Source organism: Brevibacterium aurantiacum (assembly GCF_900169065.1).
Taxonomy (GTDB): domain Bacteria; phylum Actinomycetota; class Actinomycetes; order Actinomycetales; family Brevibacteriaceae; genus Brevibacterium; species Brevibacterium aurantiacum.
In genome coordinates this window covers 115,167-134,643 of sequence record NZ_FXZB01000006.1, presented here as the reverse complement: position 1 = coordinate 134,643, position 19,477 = coordinate 115,167, and the positions used below count along the sequence as shown (strand labels likewise).

Below are 19,477 nucleotides of genomic sequence, written 5' to 3'. Positions count from 1 at the left end.
AGGTGTCCATCAATTCTCCCACAGCCGTCTAGACTGTAACGGTGTCAGAGCACTATTTCACCGAATCGCCCAGCAGCGAGGCCAAAACACGCGAGCTCACCCTCGATCTCGCTGGCCGTGAAGTCACGGTCGAGACCGTCTCGGGGACCTTCTCCCCCACGCGTTTGGATCTGGGGACCGCAGTCCTGCTGCGACATCTGCCGGTGCCCGAACCCGGAGACATCCTCGATCTGGGGTGCGGTTGGGGGCCGATCGCCTTGGACGCGGCCCTGAGCGCCAAGGACGCCGAGGTGGATGTTCGTGTGTGGGCACTCGACGTCAATTCCCGGTCCCTTGAGACGACTGCCAAGAATGCGAAGCGTCACGGCCTCAAGACGATTCGTCCCGTCACCGCTGATGAGATTCCCGACGACCTGCAGTTCAGTGCCATGCGGTCGAATCCGCCGATCAGGGTCGGGAAGGAAGCTCTGCATGAGCTGCTGAGCACCTGGCTGCCTCGCCTGGCCCCGGGCGGGCGCGCGGATCTGGTGGTCTCGAAGAACCTCGGCGCGGATTCGCTGCAGAAGTGGCTCATCGCAATGCTTGGAACCGGCTTCAGCGTCGTACGCACCGGTTCGTCGAAGGGCTATCGCGTTCTCACGATCGACCGCGTCTGACGCATCGTCAGTCTGTGCGTGTCAACTGATCGTTCCGTCGGCGACCAGCACTGCCGGTCCCGACAGGGTGACGCTGCCGCGTGTCCCGTCCTCGTTGGGTGTGATGCCGATACGCAGCTGTCCTCCGGGGACGTCCACTCGCCACTGCAGTGGTGAGTTCGGTCCTGCCCAGTGATGGGCGGCGATGGCTGCGGCACAGGCACCTGTCCCACAGGAGCGGGTCTCACCGACACCGCGTTCGAACACCCGCATGCGCAGGGCGCCCTCTCCCCCGGCCATATCGCTGCGGGCCGGTTCCATGACGATGTATTCGACGTTCGATCCCTGCGGCGGAACCGGGTCGAGAACGGGTGCGTCGCGCAGTTCAGCGCTTTCGAGTTCGGCGGATTCCGCCAGGGCGACCACTGTGTGCGGGTTGCCTGTTTCGACGCGCATGCCGGGGCGGGGCACTTCGATGCCCGAGGTCGAAACGATGACGTCTTCGCTGTCGTCGAGTGACCATTCGCCCATGTCGATCATGTACCAGGAGTCGGCTGCTGATCCGGGCAGCGTCTGCCCTGCCGAGGCTGTCGCGTCGCCGGTCTGCTTGCCCAGTGCCGGGTTGAGGACCGTGCGCACAGTCTTGATGCCATCACGGGTGCCGACGAGGATCTCTCTCGAATCGGCCGCAACACGTCCTGTCGTGGCGAGCACGTGTGCGAAGACTCGCACACCGTTGCCGCACATCTCGGAGAGGCTGCCGTCGTGGTTGTAGTAGTCCATGAACCATTCGGCGCCGTCCTCGGCCTGTTCCTGTGCACCGGGGATCCCGCTGCTCGCTGAACGCACGATGCGGATGACACCGTCGCTGCCCAGTCCCGACCGGCGATCGGCGAGCTGCGCGATCGTTTCGGGATGCATCTCCAGTGCACTGTCATCGTCGGCCAGGAGGACGAAGTCGTTCTGTGTGCCGTGGCCCTTGATGAAGGTCGTGCCTGCGATGTCCGCGAATGGTGACTGGGAGGAGCTCATGGTCTTATTCTATCGGTGACAGGCCAGCTGTCGGCACAGTCTGCATTCAGCTCTTGGTATCGGCCACAGCGTCGAGGGCGCTGGCCGCATTGGCCGCATGGTCGCCTGCTGTGCCGTCGATCCAGACGATGCGCGGGTCTCTGCGGAACCAGGTGTCCTGCCTGCGTGCGAACTGTCGGGTTCTGATGGTCGTCTGTTCCTGGGCGTCGTCTCTGTCGAGCTCGCCTGCCAGGTATTGCTGGATCTGGGCGTATCCGATCGCTCGTGAGGCGGTTCTGCCTTCGGCCAGGCCACGTTCGAGGAGCCTGCGGACCTCGTCGACCCAACCGTGTTCCCACATCGTCTCCACGCGGGACGCGATCCGCTCATGAAGGATCTTTCGCTCGACGCTCAAGCCCAGGTGGATGGTCGGTGCGATGGCCTGGTAGTCGGGCAGCTGAGCGCTGAAGGGACGTCCGGTGAGTTCGATGACTTCGAGGGCACGCACGATGCGCCGCGAGTCGTTGGGAGTGATCTTCGCAGCGGCGGCCGGATCGATTTCCTGCAGATGCCGGTGCCTGCCCCAACGATCGGCCTCGACCTCGGATTCGATGCGTGCCCGCACGTCTGGATCGGTGCCGGGGAATTCCATCCGGTCAGTCGCGGCCCGCACGTATAGTCCCGAGCCGCCGACGAGAATCGGTCGCTTCCCTCGCGTACGAATGTCGGCGATGGCCTCACGTGCCTGCCGTTGAAACGTCTGCACGTTGGCTTCTTCTCGGACATCGAGGATGTCGATGAGGTGGTGGGTGATCCCTCGCCGTTCGTCGATGGGAAGTTTGGCGGTGCCGATGTCCATGCCGCGGTAGAACTGCATGGAGTCCGTGTTGATGATCTCCCCGCCGAGGTGCTCGGCCAGGTTGAGGGCGAGATCTGATTTTCCGGTGGCTGTGGCCCCGGCAATGGTGATGGTCGGCTGTGTCGTCGTGCTCAACGGTGACTCATCTCAATACGTCCCCGTCCCGCACAGTGATCGAACCTCGTGGAGGTTCTCGTCGAAGACAGTGGTGAAGGAGTAGTCGGATGACCTGTGGGCCAGCATGTGAGCTGCGGCGGCATCGAGGAGCTCGAGGTCAGCGTGCACGTCGGCGGCTGCCGCGACGGCGGTGACGACGGATTGGGGCTCACCGGCATTGAGCGCGGCAATGATTCGTTCGTCGGCCTGTGCTGCCCCTGGCACAGGTGCCAAAGGGGCTTCCTCAGATGCAGCGGCAGAGAGGTCGATGGGTACCAACAGGTTCTCATTGCTCGCCGGTGCCCCGCTGCTGGACGGTGATTCGCTGCCAGCCAGTGCGCCAATTCGCACTCCGACCGAATGGGCATGGAGGAGGGCCACGGCAATAGCAGGATGCGCGGACTCACAGACTGCCCGATCGGCAGCGCTGAGTTCCGACACTGCCTGAACCCACTCCTCACCTTCGAGCAGCTCGTTCGTTCGCGTGTCGATTCCACGATCGATACCCAATCCACCAAGACCTGCTAAGGGAGGCAATTGGCGAACCGGAAGCGTCCACTCCGATCTGGTCAGCAGGCAGGACTCGATTGCGGCTCGCATCTGCGCAGCGTGGGAGGTCTCTGCCAGGTCAACGCCTGCCACCAGGATCGGGGCGGCCGGGATCACTGCAAATACGGCCATCTCAGCGGCGGGTGCGGATGGTCGGCATGCCCAGGTTGGTGGAAGCACCACTCGTCTGGCCCGATGTGGGAGTCCCGCAGCTGTCCGCCTGGGCACGGTCGTAGGCGTCTCCGGCACGTGAGGGTCGCACCGAGTAACCGGAGTCGGCCAAGAGGAAGAACGGTTTGGCGTCCGTCACGGTTGCGGTGACGAAGTCGCCTGGACGCGGCATCTGCTCGCCGTCGGGGATGCCGACGTGAACGAGTCGATTGTCCGCCGAACGGCCGGTGAGCCGTGGGGAGTCATCATGGGGTCGGGTCGTGACGAGGACTTCGACCTCGCGACCGATCTGTGCGGTGTTCTCTTCCCAGGAGATCTCGTCCTGGAGAGCAGTCAGACGTTCGAAGCGCTCCTGCACAATGTGCTTGGGCACCTGATCGTCCATCGTTGCGGCGGGGGTCCCGGGGCGGATTGAGTACTGGAAAGTGAAGGCCTGCGAGAAACGCGCACGCCGGACGATGTCCATGGTCCCCAGGAAGTCCTCCTCGGTCTCGCCTGGGAAGCCGACGATGATGTCGGTGGTGATCGCTGCGTTCGGGATCTTCTCGCGCACAGAATCGAGGATGCGCATGAATCGGCTGGTGCGGTAGGAGCGGCGCATGGATTTGAGGATCGAGTCCGAGCCTGACTGCAGCGGCATGTGCAGCTGCGGCATGACGGCAGGGGTCTCGGCCATGGCGTCGATGACGTCATCGGAGAACGAGGCAGGGTGCGGGCTGGTGAAGCGCACACGTTCGATGGCTTCGACCTTTCCGACTGCGCGAAGCAGTTTCGCGAAGGCGCCTTTGTCCCTAAATTCCGAGCCGTAGGAGTTCACGTTCTGACCCAGGAGCGTGACTTCGACGACGCCGTCAGCCACGAGTGCTTCGACTTCGGCCAGGATGTCACCGGGCCTGCGGTCCTTCTCTTTGCCGCGCAGGCTGGGAACGATGCAGAAAGTGCAGGAGTTGTTGCATCCGACCGAGATGGACACCCACCCGGAATGCTGCGACTCACGGCGACTGGGCAGTGTCGAGGGGAAGACGTCGAGGCTTTCGAGGATCTCGACTTGAGCTTCCTGGTTGTGTCGCGCTCGTTCGAGCAGTGCGGGCAGTGAGCCCATGTTGTGGGTGCCGAAGACCACGTCGACCCATGGGGCCTTCTTGACGATCGTGTCGCGATCCTTCTGCGCCATGCAGCCGCCGACGGCGATCTGGAAGTCCGGGTTGCGTTCCTTGACGTGGGCCAGCTGACCGAGGTTTCCGTAGAGACGGTTGTCCGCGTTTTCCCTCACCGCACAGGTGTTGAAGACGATGACATCGGCTTGGTCATCGGCGTCTGCGGGAACATAGCCGGCGTCATCGAGAAGTCCGGAGAGCCGTTCGGAGTCGTGGACATTCATCTGGCAGCCGTAGGTCTTCACCTCGTAGCTGCGCGGTGAGCTCTCGGTGGAGGTGGGTGCATCAATCAGTTCAGTCATGGCGCAACTATTCTAGCTGTTGTCTCTCGCCGCCGACGATGTTCAGTCCTCGGCAAGGACTTCGCGTGTCACCTTGAGACAGACCGAGGACGCGAAGCCTCGTCGGGCGAGCATCCCCAGGATGCGACGTTCACGAACGTCATGGTCGAGTCCGCGAGTCGAGGCGGCCTTCTTCTCCGCGACTTGGCGGGCGAGGTCGTCTTCCCCGTCGACGTCTTCAACGGCGTCGGAGACAATTTCGGCGGGCAGTCCCTTTTTGTTGAGTTCACGTTTGAGAGCCGAGCGGGAGAGCTTTCGCCGCTCCCGGTGAGCGCGTACGTATCGGTGCGCGAACTCTTCATCATTAAGGAGACGTGACTTCTGGAGCTTGGCGATGAGTTCATCGACGGCGGCCGGCAGGAAGTCACGTTTGAGGAGTTTGTCGCGCAGCTCTCCGCTGGCGTGATCGCGCATGGCCAGCATGTTCATGGCCGTCTTCTTCGCCTTTGCGTAGGCGGCGTCAAAGTCCTCGGGACCGTCATCATCGTCATCATCGTCGAATGACAGTGCGTTCGCGAAGGAGGGGATCTCCTCAGACTCTGATGTCTGCACGGATCCAGAGGCCGCGTCGGTCCCCGGAGCCAGTGCCTCCGACGTGTCATCGGCGAAGAATCCGCTTTCGCCTTCTGCATGGCGTTGGTCGATCTCGGAGATGGCCTCGCGAAGTGTCTCCAGCTTCGACGAGGCCGCCCCTGATCTCACCGAGTCGGTCCCGTGTGGGTTCGACTCGGCGAGATCACTGCCGCGACCGTGTGGGTCAGGAGACTTCGACGTCATCCGATTTCGAGCTCTCTGCTGCGGCGCCGTCTGCCTGATCGGCTTCTGCGTCTGCTTCGGGTTCGTCGACCTTGATCAGACCCATCTTGTGTTTGATCTTGAGCTCGATCTCTTCGGCCAGGCCTGGGTTGTCGCGCAGGAAGTTACGCACGTTCTCCTTGCCCTGGCCCAGCTGGTCGCCGTCATAGGTGAACCATGATCCGGACTTGCGGATGATGCCGTTGTCGACGCCCATATCGATGAGGCTTCCCTCGCGGGAGATGCCCTGGCCGTAGATGATGTCGAACTCGGCCTGCTTGAACGGCGGGGCGATCTTGTTCTTGACGATCTTGGCGCGGGTGCGGTTGCCGACCGCGTCCTGGCCTTCCTTCAGGGTCTCGATGCGACGCACGTCGATGCGCACCGAGGCGTAGAACTTCAGAGCCTTACCGCCGGAGGTGGTCTCCGGGGAGCCGAAGAAGACGCCGACCTTCTCACGCAGCTGGTTGATGAAGATGGCGGTGGTCTTCGACTGGGACAGTGCGCCCGCGATCTTACGCAGTGCCTGCGACATCAGTCGTGCCTGGAGCCCGACGTGGCTGTCACCCATCTCACCTTCGATTTCGGCCTTCGGCACGAGAGCTGCGACGGAGTCGATGACGATGACGTCGAGCGCTCCGGAGCGAATGAGCATGTCGGCGATTTCGAGTGCCTGCTCACCGGTGTCCGGCTGAGATACGAGGAGCTGGTCGGTGTCTACGCCGAGCTTCTTCGCGTATTCGGGATCAAGTGCGTGCTCGGCATCGATGAATGCTGCGATGCCGCCTGTCTTCTGTGCGTTGGCAACAGCGTGGAGCGCCACGGTGGTCTTACCCGAGGATTCCGGGCCGTAGATCTCAACGACGCGTCCGCGGGGCAGTCCGCCGATGCCCAGAGCGATGTCGAGTGCGATGGAACCGGTGGGGATGCAGGCGATCGGTTCCCGGACTCCTTCGCCCAGGCGCATGATCGCACCCTTGCCGTAGTTGCGGTCGATCTGACCCAGCGCGGCGTCGAGTGCCTTCGACTTGTCGCCGCCGGTCGGGATCTGCAGGTTCTTCGGTGTACGAGCCATGGTCTCTCCTAAAGTGTCGTTTTCCGTTGAGACCAAGGCTAGAAGGTGGCACTGACATAACAACAGAGGAACGAAGTCCCCCGTGGATAATCAGCCACTCATGGTCACAGGTCCCGTGATTCATTACCAGCATAACCGACATGGGAACAAGTGTTCTATATGTCGGCGCGTGTCGCACTATTTTGCGCGATGTCCTTGTGCGGCCAGTGCGTGAGAACCAGATGCTGTGCTCGACGGAGGCGATGCGCGTTGAGGAGCGAAGCACTATCGAGCAGATACAGCCACGACGGAGAAATCAGCACCGCTCAGAAAGGACGGGAGCGTGGCTTCTCTTTGCCTAGACGCCGTGATTCCGGCACACCGTAAGCGTCGCAGACGGCGATCCAGATGTCGCGGGGTTCAATTCCGGCTTTGAATGCTTCTTCAGCGGTTCGGGAACCCAAGCTGCTCAGCGCGAGATCCGTGTGCAGTGATGCGGCTCGCGCCTCGCCGAACTCCTCATTCATGAGGACCCAGTAGAGGGTGTGACGCATTAGGGCTTGGCTGCCAGTCGTGGCACGGTGTAACCACCGGGACGACCGAGGATCTTATCGGAAAGCTCCTGTGGGATGGTGTCGGGAATCTCAACACCTTCTTCGAGTGCGAAGCGATCCGAGACCGAAGACAGCAGAGCCGACAACGGCAGGTCGAGGGCCTCACAGATTGCGGAGAGGAGCTCCGAGGAGGCTTCCTTCTGACCGCGCTCGATCTCGCTGAGATAGCCCAGCGAGACGCTGGCTCCCATGGAGACATCGCGCAGGGTCCTCCCCTGGCGGCGGCGAACGGAACGCAACGCGTCACCGATTTCTACTCTCAGTAACATAACGCGTCCCTCCCTTTGTCTCCGCGAACTGCCCTAACGGTGTACTCAACTTTACAGCCCGGTCGATGCCGAGCGCCAACCTGGGTGCGTGACCTGATGGTTTTGCCAGTCCATTCGAAGGTACCGGTGCATGTTCTTTCAATTGCCATTACTTGGTTAACTTCAACGAGGTGAAACTTATTCCAAGCATGCGTACTCAGGCCTCGACGGTGTCGTCTGCTTCGGGTCCGAACGCCAAGCGGGTGACGAAGTCGTCGAGGTCGGCCATCATGGCGGCCACGGTCTGGCTGCGGATCTCCTCTCGGTCTCCCTCGAAATGGTGCTCGCTGACCTGTGCCTTTCCGGCGAAGGCGATGGCGGTGTAGACGAGACCGACCGGTTTCTCGTCCTGCGGGTCTGGTCCTGCCACTCCCGTGCAGGAGACGCCGATGTCGGCGACGCACTCGCGTGCCGCGCCGGCCGCCATCTGGGCCGCGACGACTTCGTCGATGGGCCCGGTCTCTTCGAGCTGGTCTGCGTCGACTCCGGCCAGCCGAGATTTGAGGTCGGTGGCATAAGTGATGAGCCCGCCGCGGACGACGGCGGAGGCTCCGGGGACGTCGACGAGTGTCGCTACGAAGCGACCACCGGTCAGCGATTCTGCGGCCGCGACCGAGAGTCCCACCTGCGCGCAGGTGGTGATGAGGTGCTGGCTGCGGGAGAAGAGCTCGGTCTCGTTCACGATCTTACTTGGGACCTGTGCCGGTGTGCCCGTCCCCGGCAGGAGGCCCATCGGCAGGGCGTCCGCCGGCGGATCCGTTAGCTGCGTGCGAGTCTTTGGCCAGTTTCGCAGCCTGGACGCAGTAGTCAACCCCGGTCACAATAGTGACGACGATGGCAGCAGTCATTACCAACCAGGCGAATACGATGAGAGCGAAATTCACGCCATCAGAAACGAACTCAGCCAGCGGCGTAAGGAGCAGGAAAAGTCCGATGGCCACAGTCTGCAGCACCGTCTTGATCTTGCCGCCTCTGGACGCGGGCATGACGGCGATGCGAATCATGAAGAAGCGCAGCACGGTGATGCCCAGCTCCCGGATGAGGATGATGACGGGAACCCACCAGGGGATCTCCGTGATCATCGCCAGGCCGATGAGGGCCGCTGCCATCAGGGATTTGTCGGCGATCGGGTCCGCGATCTTGCCGAAGTTCGTGATGAGGTTGTATTTGCGTGCCAGATCACCGTCGATCTTGTCCGTTGCCATCGCCAGCAGAAAGACAGCCAGTGCCCACCACCGCATAGTCATGTCCTGGCCGCCGTCGGCCAGCAGGAGGACGAGGAAGACGGGGACGAGCAGGATCCGGAGGACGGTCAGTGCGTTGGGAACATTCCACGGGCTGGGCTCTGCCGGTGTCTGTTCCGGGGCGCTGTTCTCTGGTCGATCATTCACGTGACAACCCTATCTGAGGGACATGTGAAACGCGTGGAGCCGACCGCTCGTTTCAGCGGTCGGCTCCACGCCGTGTTCTGTTCTATTCGCACCTCGCCGGTTGGGCATGGGGCCCTATTCAGAGGACACGAGGTGCAGCTGCGGTCAGCGACCCGTCAGTGACCAGGCGTCTTCGCCGCTGGTTTCGACGACTTCGAGTCCCGTCTCGGGATCGACATCGCCGACGTGCAGGTCTGCGGCATGTCCCACGCCCGTCGCATAACGGTCATTGGCGCCGGAACCTGATGACCTCGCCGAGGTGCTCGCACCCGAGTCGCCGTAATCGTCGAACTCCTCATCGAAGTCCCCGGCCGCCGACTGTGTGCCGCCCTGTGACCGGCTGTTCCCGCCGTAGCCGGAACCGTCGTCGTAGCCACCATCATCGCTTGCCGCGGAGCTCGGTTCCTCATCCGGAGGTGTCTCACCCTTGATGATCGCCAGGGTGCCGGGCAGATCTTCGGGACGCACCAGCACGTCGCGGGCTTTCGAACCTTCGGAGGGTCCGACGATGCCGCGAGATTCCATGAGGTCCATGAGGCGACCGGCCTTGGCGAAGCCGACGCGCAGTTTGCGCTGCAGCATCGACGTCGAACCGAACTGGGTGGTCACGACCTGCTCGGCGGCTTGGAGCAGAAGCTCGAGGTCGTCGCCGATCTCCTCGTCGATGACCTTCTTCGGTGCCTCGACCGCGACATCTTCACGGTAGTTCGGCTTGAGCTGGCCCTTGACGTGGTCGACGACCTTTTCGATCTCCGACTCGTTGACCCACGCACCCTGGACACGCATCGGCTTCGCAGCACCCATGGGCAGGAACAGTGCGTCGCCCTGTCCGATGAGCTTCTCCGCACCCGGCTGGTCGAGCACAACTCGGGAGTCGGCCAGGGATGAGGTGGCGAATGCCAGACGTGAAGGCACGTTGGCCTTGATCAGGCCGGTGACGACGTCCACGCTGGGTCGCTGGGTGGCCAGGACCAGGTGGATGCCGGCCGCACGTGCCAGCTGCGTGATGCGCTGGATCGAGGCTTCGACGTCGCGCGGGGCGACCATCATCAGGTCGGCGAGCTCATCGACGACGACCAGCAGGTAAGGGTAGGGCTGGAGCACCCGTTCCGATCCTGCGGGAACTTCGACGCGGCCCTCTCGGACGGCCTTGTTGAATTCGTTGATGTGTTTGAACCCGAAGTTCGCGAGGTCGTCGTAGCGAGCGTCCATTTCGCGCACGACCCATTCGAGCGCCTCGGCGGCCTTCTTGGGGTTCGTGATGATCGGGGTGATGAGGTGTGGGATGCCCTCGTAGATCGTGAGCTCCACGCGCTTGGGGTCGACGAGGATCATGCGCACCTCGTCGGGGGTCGCACGCATCATGATCGAGGTGATCATGGAGTTCACGAAGCTCGACTTACCGGCACCGGTGGCACCGGCGACAAGCAGGTGAGGCATCTTCGACAGGTCGGCGACGACGAAGCCGCCTTCGACGTCCTTGCCCACGCCCATGACCAGTGAGTTCTCGGTCTTGCGGGCGGCCTTCGAGCGCAGCACATCGCCGAGGGCGACGTTCTCACGGTCGGAGTTGGGGATCTCGATGCCGATCGCCTTCTTGCCGGGAATCGGCGAGAGGATACGGACATCGGCGCTGGCCACCGCGTAGGCGATGTTCTTCGACAGCGCCGTGACCTTCTCGACCTTGGTGCCCGCGCCGAGTTCGACCTCGTAGCGGGTGACCGTGGGGCCGCGGGAGAATCCGGTGACCGCCGCGTCGATCTTGAACTGCTCGAGAACGTCGCGCAGTGCTTCGACGACGCGGTCGTTGGCCTCGGACCGCTCCTTCGCAGGAGGTCCGGGCAGGAGGTTGTCCGATGCCGGCAGGGTGTAGGTGACGTCGCCGGCCAGGGTGAGCTGCTCGACGCGTTCGGGCAGCTGTTCCGTGGGTGGGGGTGCCGGGTTGTTCGTCAACGGCACCGGCGCCGAGGCGGCTCCCGAGTTGGTCTTCTTCGCCACGGTGGCAGCGTCGTCGTCCATGCCGATGGTCTTCTTCAGCGCGGCTGTTTCACGCTCGGCCTTCGTGGGCCGACGTTCGCCGGGCTTGAACTGCGGACGTTCGATGACGGTGGTGTCAGCTTCTTCATCGCTGACATCGTTTTCGTGGATGTAGGCCTTGTCGTAGGCCTTGGTCGCCGTGTCATCATCGGGATGCTCGCCCTCGGGGAGGTCGGTCTTCTTCTTCCGCGAGCGACGCTTGGCGCCCATGACGGGCTTGAGGGTCGAGGTTCGGGCATTGTCGGCGACGAGGTCGGTCGAGTCCTGTCCGTCCTGCTTCCCGGAATCGGGCCGAGCCCCTCCGGTGAGACGCAGGTAGAGATCCATCAGGCGCTTGGGGATCGAGCGCACAGGTGTCGCCGTGATGACCAGCAGTGAGAAGAGCCCGAGCAGGATGAGCAGCGGAACAGCCACATATCCGGTGGTGGCGACGACAAGGGGCGAGGAGATGACGAAGCCGAGTGCCCCTCCCCCATTGGCCATGGCCTCACGAGAGTTGACGAAGCTGGGGTTGCCCGCGGCGATGTGGGCCAGCCCTGCTGCTGCGAACAGACCCAAGATGATGCCGATGAGGATCCGGTTGTTGCCTCGGTTGTCGTCTCCGCGCAGGAACAGCCGGATCGCATATGCGGTGAAGATCACCGGCAGGGCGAGGGCTACGCGGCCGAAGGTGCCTTCGACGACGTTGCGGACAACATCGCTGATCGCACCGGGGATGTTCCACCATTCGAAGGCTGCGATGATGATCGAGAGACCGATGAGGAAGAAGGCAGTGCCGTCTCTCTTCGTCGGTGACTGATCGGTCGGTTCGTCACTGAGGATCTTTCGCGCACGGTTTCCGGCCATGTGGGCCACTCCCCTCCACGCACCGGAGACAACGTTTGTCCCGGGGTCTTCCTTGGTCCCCGCTTGCCCGGTCCGACCAGCAGTTTTACGCGCTGTGCCTTTTCCTTTACCAGAAGCGGGGGAAGTCGTTCTGGTCGCCATGCTTCTTATCTTAGGGCGATTATGCGCTCCTGCCCAGTAAATCCGCAGGGTTCGGCGCGCCGAGGCGGGGCTGAGACACTGCCTCGGTGGCAGTTGTGCGCCCCGTTCTGATCCGCCGTTTCAGACTTTTCGAGCCACGAAGACGAACTCTCGACCTGGACGGTCCGGAGCATCCCGGATCTCGTCCACGCAGAAGCCTGCTGACTCAAGTGATTGCCTCAGCGACTCTCTGCTCCGAAACCTCAATGTCGACGTCGCATCGATACGCTCTCCATCACGCTGGAAGATCGTGGGGCTGTCGAAGACGACCGTATCTCCGCCCACAGAGCGCAGCTGCACCCACGATTCGACCTGCCCCTCGACTGCCACCTCGACGACTTGGCGCGTCTTCTCCTTGGTCCACGACTCCCAGGCGCGCTTCGCAGGGTCTCGAGATTCGAAGACAAAGCGCCCGCCGGGCCGCAGCGCCGCGTGGATCGCGCTCACAGTCTCGGCCCAGTCACGGTCGGCAGAGATCTCTTGAGCCGCGTTGGCCGTCATCAACGTCATGTCCACCTGAATCGGAAGGACATCTGGGGCTGTGCCGTGCACCCAGTTCACACCTTCGGCGTCTGATTTCTTCTGCGCCACGTCCAGTGCCGCCGAGGATGGGTCCGCGGCGGTCACCGTGCAGCCTTGGCGGGCCAACATCAGTGCAAGTGTTCCGGTCCCGCATCCCACATCCAGGACTGAGTCCGCGTCGAACTCTTCGACAATCGCCGCATAGACCTTCAGATCGCTGCGCTGAAGACCCTCCAGCGCATCGTAGACGGCGACACACCTGGGGTCGCTGTACGCTTCAACTGTTCGTCTGGAACTGCCCTGCATATCGCTCATTCGACGCCAGGCTCGTCTGCCTCGTGCCGGCTGCTGGGGTGCATAGCGATGAAGAGACCCCATTGCCGGGTGGCTGATCGGCTCCGCCGGGATTTGAACTCTTCGAAGAGCTCGGCGATGCGGCTTCGGAACTCCTCGACCTCATCCTCGGTGAGCATTGCCGCCATCCGTCCCATCGTGCGCTCCTCGTAGGGAGCCGCCGTGAACTCGGCGGTGAAGGCCTCGATCATCGGGTTCGTCACGTCGCCGACATCGATGTACCAGCTCTTACCGGTCGCGAGGTAGGGAATCTCTCGCGCACCTCTGCGGCCTCGCCTGGCTTCCTGTGCCTCGAGGAAACCCGTGTCGGCAAGCATCCGCACATGGTGCAGCGATGTCGCGGGGTTAAGGTCGGTCGCCTCGGCGATCTCGCGATTGCTCAGCGCCTCGTCCAGGCACAGCCGCAGGATGCGAATGCGCAGACTCGATGCCAAGGCCTTCGCCTCGGCATCGGTGGCGTCACGGCGTTCAACGGCTCGCGCGACGGTCCGCGCTGTGTTCTCGGCGCGCTCAGCATTCATATCTCAACGCTAACGAGTGATCGGGAGAAGTCAATTGGTCGCCCCACAGTGATTGACTTAACTCAATCACTCCTGCCAGACTTGCGATTGAGAGATCTCAATCACTCGACGCCCAGGACTCGGAGTGGAGCCTATGACCGCGCACGACCCGCCCGAAAAGACCAGCCCGACTGAAGTGACCAGTTCAGCGTCGCTGTGGCGCCATCATGACTTCCGGCAGCTGTGGATGGGTGACACGGTCTCCGTCTTCGGGGTCCAGTTCGTCAGCTTTGCTATGCCGCTCATCGCCGTGCAGCTTCTCCACGCGGACGCTTTCGAGATGGGAGTGCTCTCCACTCTTGAGTCTCTTGCCTTCCTCCTCATCGCCCTTCCTGCCGGCGCCTGGGTCGATCGGATGCGCAAGAAGCACGTGCTCATCTCCGGTGACGTCCTCCGCGCCCTGGTGCTGCTGAGCATTCCTGCGGCCTGGCTGCTCGGCGCGCTGTCGTTTGTCCACCTGTGCATCGTGGCTGCACTTGTCGGCATCATCACCGTCTTCTTCGATGTGGCCAATCAGTCGTACCTACCAGAGATCGTCACCGGCGATCGGATCGCCGAGGGCAATGGGAAGCTCCAGGCCAGTCAGCAGACCGCCAATGTCATCGGCCCCTCGGCGGCGGCAGGCCTGGTAGCTCTCATCGGATCACCACTGACGGTCGGCATCACCAGTGTCTGCATGGGTCTTTCGAGTCTGTTCGTCAGTCGGATCAGACATCGAGAGCAGGCCCCCAGTCCAACAAGCAGACAGCCCCTACTGAAAGAGATTCGGGCTGGACTGGCCTTCGCCTTCAGTCATTCTCTTCTGGTAAGAATCGTCGCCTGCACCGGTACCAGCAACTTCAGCTCCTCAGCCATCTTCGCGCTGTCGACCCTATACATTCTGCGCACTCTCGATCAGCCTCAAGCCGTCCTTGGCCTGGTGCTCTCAATCAGTGCCGCCGGAGGGTTTCTCGGGGCCCTGGCCGCTCCCGCCCTGCAGCGCATCGTCGGTGAAGGTCGCACCATCTCCCTGTCCGCACTGGCAGGAGGCCTCACTTTCCTCAATCTGCCGTTGGCATCGGTCCTGCCACCGGTGCCGACTCTGACGGTCGGAGGATTTCTGCTCTCTGCGTCGGTCGTCGTCTACAACATCACTCAGGTGAGTTTTCGTCAGCGGCTGTGTCCCAAACCTCTGCTCGGGCGAATGAACGCATCGATCCGATTCCTCGTCTGGGGTCCGATGCCCATCGGGGCCTTCCTTGGCGGAGTGTTCGGGCATTCAATCGGCATCGTGGAGACCCTGTGGGTCTTCGCCGCACTGGCTATTGTGGCGTCTTTGCCGGTGCTTCTCTCACCACTGACCGTGATGAGAACTTTGCCGGGCGCGCTCAATCTGCTCGAAGACGGCACGCGAGACGGCGACGAGCCTGACGGCAGGGACAGGTCCGGAGATTGCGATCCGCGGCAAGATTAAGGGCATGCACGAGCGGGAGCACGCAGGCACAGCTATGAATGTTCAACCGGTGTGAATGGATCGTGATTCCAGAATCCGTTGCAAAACGTGATGGCACCTGACCTAAATTCGGGGGTGTTGCGTGCTGGAAAATCTGTCATAGAGACTCCCAACAACTTTCCTCTCCCGAGATACCGGACACCGACACCGATCCGGACCGTCGAATCCTGGTCAATCTCAATTTCTGTGGGCTGTGACCAGACCAGCGGGTACTCTGCACGACCGACAATGGCAACGGGTTTCGACAACAGTTTCAGAAACCAGCCATTGACCCAATGCGCCCTAATCCTGATTCTGTATTTCATCCTCGAACTTTCCTCGGCGGAACGATCAGGCATGCGTTCGAGACCGATGATCCTTCAGCCCATCCCGTAGAGGTGTTCTGGACGTCCGGTGCTTCCGTATTGGAGTGAGACGGTCACGGCACGGGATTCGGCGAGCTTGGCCAGGTGGCGTTGGGCGGTGGCACGCGAGGTGCCGACCACCTCGGAGACCTCCATCGCCGTCAGCGGCTGATCGGCACTCTCGAGTGCCTCAAGGATCCGGCCGCTCGTCGACGAACCCGAGCCCTTGGCCGGAGCACTGCCCGGGGACGCGACGTCGTGCAGGCTGCGCAGCTGCCGTTCGAGGTCCGGCTGGCTCACCTTCTCCCGGTCCCAATACCGGCGGAAACGGGCATAGCGACGGAGGAAGTCCTGCAGCTCTTCGGCGGCGAAAGGTTTGAAGATATAGGTCATCGCTCCGGCCCGAAGCGCCGACCGCACCACATCGGGATCGGTCACGGCCGAGAGCACGATCGCATCGACGTCTGTCTCGCGGATGAGTTCGACGCCGTTGCCTTCGGGCAGGACATAGTCGGCCAACAGCAGGTCCACCTGCTCCTCGGCGATGATCGTGCGAGCGGTGCGCAGGTCTCTCACCGGCTCCAGAGCCTGAAATCCTGCAACCTCGTTGACGTAGCGACAGTGGATCTGCCCCACATAGAAGTCGTCGTCGAGGACCAGAACGTTGATCATCATCTCTCCTTGTCATCCGTGTCGTCGCTGAGCGCATCGGGCAGGTGGACGGCGAAGCCGGCTCCGCCCAGCACCGGGTCATGGCCTGCCAGCAGCCAGACTCGGCCACCGTGTCGGCGTGCAGTTCTCCGACACAGGGCCAACCCGATGCCGTGTCCGTGATCAGGGTCGAGGTCATCGGCACTGCTGACTCCCTCGTCGAAGATGGACTCCACGTCCGCGTCCTCGACTCCCCCACCGGTATCGGTGACGACGGCATGCAGCTCCGAACCGGACCCCAGCAGCGTCACTTCGACCCGACCGAACACCTCGTCGGTCCGATCAGCGTCGTCGCCCACACCGCCCATGGCATCCATCACCACAGCACGCACAGCGTTGTCGATTAGGTTGCCGAGGATGAGAGTGACGTCCTCGGGCTCATTCACCCTGCCCAGCACCAGCGAATCCGGGGTGACAGAGAGCCTCACTCCCACCTCGGCGGCGGTGGTGCCCTTCGCTTCGAGGAGGGCACGCAGGTAGGGCTCGGAGATCACCTCGATGCCTTCGACGGGAGTCGCTATCGGACCGGTGCGCAGGATCGTGGCGAGGTAGTTCCGAGCTTCGTCGGTCGCACCCGTGTCGACGAGGCCAAAGACAGTGTGGAGACGGTTGGCGAATTCGTGGCGCTGGGTCCGCAGGGCTCGCGCCATCGACGTCACCGATTCGAGCTGACGAGCCATGGTCAATACTTGGGTCTCATCGCGCAGGGTCACGACCCCGCCGACCGAGACTCCATCACGGCTGACTCTGACGGCGGTGGCCAGCAGGATCCGGTCGCCGACGTTGACTCGGCGCCGCAGGGCACCGTGATCGGGTGCCTCGACCATCATTCGTCGAATCACCTCCGGCACCTCCGCACGGGAGGGCGCATCGGAATCTCGATCGGCATCCGTACCCGCCTCGACATGGGCGATGCCGAGCAGCTGTTCGGCAGTGGAGTTGCTCAGGGTCGGGACCCCAGCCGAGCTGAATGCCAACACCCCATCATCGAGACCACGCAGGACCGCACCCTGGTCACGTGCCATCTCTGCCAGCTCCTCGGGACCCACGCCCAGGGTTTCGCGACGCAGCCTGCGACCCAGAGCCAGTGAGGCGATGACCCCGATGACCAGGGCCAGGACGGCGACGGAGCCGAGGACTAAGAATTCGCGCCGCAGGTCGGCATCGAGGACCGAGACATGAATGCCCACGGAGACCTCTCCGACGACTGTCTCGTCATCGGAGGTGGAATAGATCGGCACCTTGGCACGCACGGTCTCACCGAGAGTGCCCCTCTCATGCGTCACGGATTCCCTGCCGGCCAATGCTTCATCTGGGGAGGTGGACACACGTTTGCCGATGTTGTCCTGGTCCGGGTGAGACAGTCGGATGCCCCGGTCGTCGGTGATGACAGCGAAGACGATGCCCGAGGAGTCCCGCAGATCATCGGTGATTTCGAGCAGCGGAGTGGTGATCGCATCATCGGCTTCCCCCGCAGGCTGCGCTGAGGCCGCGGTGGAGGCCTTCCTCACCACTGGATCGATCGCCAGCGTCCGTGCCGTGGCCAGGGCCTTGGTCTCGGTGACTTCGGTGACCGAGCGTGCACCCATCCAGGCGAAGACTCCTGTCACCAACGCCAGCGTCACCACGATGACCGCGAGCTGACTGAACAGAACACGGCGAGAGAACGATCGGCTGGGACGTGGCACCAACCCACATTAACCACGCATGAGCGAAATGCGCAAAAGGTGCCAAACAGGCAGAACGTGTTCAGTGCACACAAACGCGCGGTGCCGCGGTGACCGCCCTAGGGTGTATCGGGCATCACATCCGCCTTCATAGGAGAAGTTCGTGCTCGTAATTCTTGGTTTCGCGATGATCATCGTCTTCATGACGCTGATCATGACGAAGCGACTCTCACCGATCCTGGCGCTGATCATCGTCCCAACCGTGTTCGGACTGTTCACCGGCGCCGGTCTGGGAATCGGCGAAATGGTCATGGACGCCATCGCAGACATGTCCTCGACAGCAGCGCTGCTGCTCTTCGCCATCATCTACTTCGGCATCATGATCGACGTGGGACTCTTCGACAAACTCGTCGGATTCATCCTCAAGGTTGCCGGCCACGATCCCGTCAAGGTCGTCATGGGCACCGCCCTGCTGACCGGCGCGGTCTCCCTCGACGGTGACGGGTCGACGACGTTCATCGTCGTCACCGCCGCGATGCTGCCGATCTACCAGCGCCTGGAGATGTCACCGGTGGTGCTGACCTGTGTCGCCGGCCTGATCAACGGCACGCTCAATATCGTCCCCTGGGGCGGTCCGACGGCACGCGCCTCCTCTGCCCTGCAGATCGATGCCAACGACATCTTCGCTCCCATGGTCCCGGCCCTGGCAGCGGGTCTGCTGGTGTGCTTCGTCTTCGCCTACTTCCTCGGCATCTCCGAACGTCGACGCCTGGCCAAGAACGGTGTGGCCTGGGTCGATGAGTCCCGCTCCGGGACTTCGGGGTCGAAGCGCTCCGACCTCGTCGGTGCCGTCGCTCACTCGAACTCAGGGTTAAACTCAGGGTCAAACTCGGGCTCAGGCTCGGGATCGGGTGCCGCCAACGGTGGCACCACCTCGGCGACGTCGACGCTGGCCGACGGTGACAGTGACGGTTCCGATGCTGGTTCCGGCAGCGATGCCGGTTCCGGTTCTGCGCTGACCGACACCGCGCTCGACCCCAACCGGGCGACGCTGCGTCCCAAGCTCTTCTGGTTCAACCTGATCCTGACCGTGGCCGTGATGGTCATGCTCATCGCCGACCTGCTGCCCCTGCCCTACCTGTTCATGATCGCCATGGTCATCGCACTCATGGTCAACTTCCCCAACATCAAGGCACAGCAGGAAGAACTGGCCTCACACGCCTCGGCGATCATCGCCGTGGTCGCCATGGTCATGGCCGCCGGCGTGCTCACCGGCATCATGAGCGGGACCGGAATGGTCGACGCCATGGCCGAGTGGCTCGTCGCCGTCATCCCCTCGTCCATGGGCCCCTACATGGCCGTGATCACCGGGCTGCTCTCAATCCCGATGACGTTCTTCATGAGCAACGACGCCTTCTACTTCGGCATCCTGCCCGTGCTCGCCGAGACCGCCAGCCACTTCGGCATCTCCGCCGCCGATATGGCTCGCGCCTCGATCACCGGTCAGCCGGTGCACATGCAGTCACCGCTGGTGCCGGCGATCCTGCTCCTCGTCTCGCTTTCGGGAGTCGAGCTCGGAGACCATCACAAGAAGGTCCTGTGGAGAGCCCTCATCGTCTCCCTGGTGATGCTGACCGTCGGCGTCCTCATCGGCGTCATCGCAATCGGATAGGAACACAACCGA

General features: G+C 62.7%; 18 protein-coding genes. 3 read left to right on the top strand and 15 right to left on the bottom strand.

What is annotated here, in order from left to right; translation table 11 throughout:
- Positions 1-41 precede the first annotated feature (41 nt).
- Complete coding sequence (locus BAUR9175_RS05790) at positions 42-656, top strand: class I SAM-dependent methyltransferase (RefSeq protein WP_101583200.1); 615 nt, start codon at positions 42-44, stop codon at positions 654-656.
- 21 nt (positions 657-677) lie between these two features.
- Here BAUR9175_RS05790 and dapF read toward each other — a convergent pair whose 3' ends face one another.
- From dapF to BAUR9175_RS05725, 13 genes are all read right to left on the bottom strand, one after another.
- The gene (gene dapF, locus BAUR9175_RS05785; protein ID WP_096145820.1) at positions 678-1,667 is read right to left on the bottom strand and encodes a diaminopimelate epimerase; all 990 of its coding nucleotides are present in this window, start codon (positions 1,665-1,667) and stop codon (positions 678-680) included.
- A 46-nt stretch (positions 1,668-1,713) separates the two neighbouring features.
- Positions 1,714-2,640 (bottom strand): tRNA (adenosine(37)-N6)-dimethylallyltransferase MiaA, encoded by a 927-nt coding sequence (gene miaA / locus BAUR9175_RS05780; RefSeq protein ID WP_101583198.1) that lies wholly within the window; start codon positions 2,638-2,640, stop codon positions 1,714-1,716.
- A gap of 12 nt (positions 2,641-2,652) precedes the next feature.
- A complete protein-coding gene (locus BAUR9175_RS05775; protein ID WP_029417700.1) occupies positions 2,653-3,342 on the bottom strand; it encodes a hypothetical protein in 690 nt (229 codons plus the stop codon).
- Position 3,343: 1 nt separating this feature from the next.
- Positions 3,344-4,840 (bottom strand): tRNA (N6-isopentenyl adenosine(37)-C2)-methylthiotransferase MiaB, encoded by a 1,497-nt coding sequence (miaB, locus tag BAUR9175_RS05770; protein WP_101583197.1) that lies wholly within the window; start codon positions 4,838-4,840, stop codon positions 3,344-3,346.
- Between the two features lie 42 nt (positions 4,841-4,882).
- Positions 4,883-5,656, bottom strand: coding sequence for a regulatory protein RecX (locus BAUR9175_RS05765; protein ID WP_101583195.1), 774 nt, complete (start codon positions 5,654-5,656; stop codon positions 4,883-4,885).
- Positions 5,637-6,749 (bottom strand): recombinase RecA, encoded by a 1,113-nt coding sequence (gene recA, locus BAUR9175_RS05760; protein WP_101583193.1) that lies wholly within the window; start codon positions 6,747-6,749, stop codon positions 5,637-5,639. Before recA ends, BAUR9175_RS05765 begins: the two co-directional genes overlap by 20 nt.
- 305 nt (positions 6,750-7,054) lie before the next feature.
- Positions 7,055-7,282 carry a DUF3046 domain-containing protein gene (locus BAUR9175_RS05755; RefSeq protein WP_009885078.1) on the bottom strand — a complete coding sequence of 76 codons (228 nt, stop codon included), beginning with the start codon at positions 7,280-7,282 and terminating at the stop codon, positions 7,055-7,057.
- Entirely contained in the window at positions 7,282-7,611 is a 330-nt protein-coding gene (locus BAUR9175_RS05750) for a helix-turn-helix domain-containing protein (protein ID WP_029417702.1), read from the bottom strand. The genes BAUR9175_RS05755 and BAUR9175_RS05750 overlap by 1 nt, the downstream gene beginning before the upstream one ends.
- 196 nt (positions 7,612-7,807) lie before the next feature.
- A complete protein-coding gene (locus tag BAUR9175_RS05745) occupies positions 7,808-8,383 on the bottom strand; it encodes a CinA family protein (RefSeq protein WP_101583192.1) in 576 nt (191 codons plus the stop codon).
- On the bottom strand, positions 8,337-9,041 hold the full coding sequence (gene pgsA / locus BAUR9175_RS05740) for a CDP-diacylglycerol--glycerol-3-phosphate 3-phosphatidyltransferase (protein WP_101583190.1): 705 nt from the start codon (positions 9,039-9,041) through the stop codon (positions 8,337-8,339). The genes BAUR9175_RS05745 and pgsA overlap by 47 nt, the downstream gene beginning before the upstream one ends.
- Positions 9,042-9,185: 144 nt before the next feature.
- Positions 9,186-11,963, bottom strand: a complete 2,778-nt coding sequence (locus tag BAUR9175_RS05735) for a DNA translocase FtsK (RefSeq protein WP_101583188.1) — start codon at positions 11,961-11,963, stop codon at positions 9,186-9,188.
- 261 nt (positions 11,964-12,224) lie between these two features.
- Positions 12,225-12,980 carry a class I SAM-dependent methyltransferase gene (locus tag BAUR9175_RS05730; RefSeq protein WP_257944281.1) on the bottom strand — a complete coding sequence of 252 codons (756 nt, stop codon included), beginning with the start codon at positions 12,978-12,980 and terminating at the stop codon, positions 12,225-12,227.
- Positions 12,977-13,540, bottom strand: coding sequence for an ArsR/SmtB family transcription factor (locus BAUR9175_RS05725; RefSeq protein ID WP_009882953.1), 564 nt, complete (start codon positions 13,538-13,540; stop codon positions 12,977-12,979). Before BAUR9175_RS05725 ends, BAUR9175_RS05730 begins: the two co-directional genes overlap by 4 nt.
- A 133-nt stretch (positions 13,541-13,673) precedes the next feature.
- On the opposite strand from BAUR9175_RS05725, the gene BAUR9175_RS05720 reads away from it, so the two are divergent.
- Positions 13,674-15,032 (top strand): MFS transporter, encoded by a 1,359-nt coding sequence (locus BAUR9175_RS05720; RefSeq protein WP_101583186.1) that lies wholly within the window; start codon positions 13,674-13,676, stop codon positions 15,030-15,032.
- 398 nt (positions 15,033-15,430) lie between these two features.
- Here BAUR9175_RS05720 and BAUR9175_RS05715 read toward each other — a convergent pair whose 3' ends face one another.
- Entirely contained in the window at positions 15,431-16,090 is a 660-nt protein-coding gene (locus BAUR9175_RS05715; protein WP_029416965.1) for a response regulator, read from the bottom strand.
- Entirely contained in the window at positions 16,087-17,814 is a 1,728-nt protein-coding gene (locus BAUR9175_RS05710; RefSeq protein ID WP_257944280.1) for a sensor histidine kinase, read from the bottom strand. Before BAUR9175_RS05710 ends, BAUR9175_RS05715 begins: the two co-directional genes overlap by 4 nt.
- 142 nt (positions 17,815-17,956) lie before the next feature.
- Between BAUR9175_RS05710 and BAUR9175_RS05705 the strand changes: the two genes are divergently transcribed.
- Positions 17,957-19,465, top strand: a complete 1,509-nt coding sequence (locus BAUR9175_RS05705; protein WP_101583183.1) for a CitMHS family transporter — start codon at positions 17,957-17,959, stop codon at positions 19,463-19,465.
- Positions 19,466-19,477 lie beyond the last annotated feature (12 nt).

Coding starts and splice junctions, on each gene's coding strand:
- dapF (WP_096145820.1), bottom strand. CDS start 1,667: ATGAGCTCCTCCCAGTCACCATTCGCGGACATCGCAGGCACGACCTTC.
- BAUR9175_RS05775 (WP_029417700.1), bottom strand. CDS start 3,342: ATGGCCGTATTTGCAGTGATCCCGGCCGCCCCGATCCTGGTGGCAGGC.
- miaB (WP_101583197.1), bottom strand. CDS start 4,840: ATGACTGAACTGATTGATGCACCCACCTCCACCGAGAGCTCACCGCGC.
- BAUR9175_RS05765 (WP_101583195.1), bottom strand. CDS start 5,656: ATGACGTCGAAGTCTCCTGACCCACACGGTCGCGGCAGTGATCTCGCC.
- recA (WP_101583193.1), bottom strand. CDS start 6,749: ATGGCTCGTACACCGAAGAACCTGCAGATCCCGACCGGCGGCGACAAG.
- BAUR9175_RS05755 (WP_009885078.1), bottom strand. CDS start 7,282: ATGCGTCACACCCTCTACTGGGTCCTCATGAATGAGGAGTTCGGCGAG.
- BAUR9175_RS05750 (WP_029417702.1), bottom strand. CDS start 7,611: ATGTTACTGAGAGTAGAAATCGGTGACGCGTTGCGTTCCGTTCGCCGC.
- BAUR9175_RS05745 (WP_101583192.1), bottom strand. CDS start 8,383: ATGGGCCTCCTGCCGGGGACGGGCACACCGGCACAGGTCCCAAGTAAG.
- BAUR9175_RS05735 (WP_101583188.1), bottom strand. CDS start 11,963: ATGGCCGGAAACCGTGCGCGAAAGATCCTCAGTGACGAACCGACCGAT.
- BAUR9175_RS05730 (WP_257944281.1), bottom strand. CDS start 12,980: ATGAGCGATATGCAGGGCAGTTCCAGACGAACAGTTGAAGCGTACAGC.
- BAUR9175_RS05725 (WP_009882953.1), bottom strand. CDS start 13,540: ATGAATGCTGAGCGCGCCGAGAACACAGCGCGGACCGTCGCGCGAGCC.
- BAUR9175_RS05720 (WP_101583186.1), top strand. CDS start 13,674: ATGACCGCGCACGACCCGCCCGAAAAGACCAGCCCGACTGAAGTGACC.
- BAUR9175_RS05715 (WP_029416965.1), bottom strand. CDS start 16,090: ATGATGATCAACGTTCTGGTCCTCGACGACGACTTCTATGTGGGGCAG.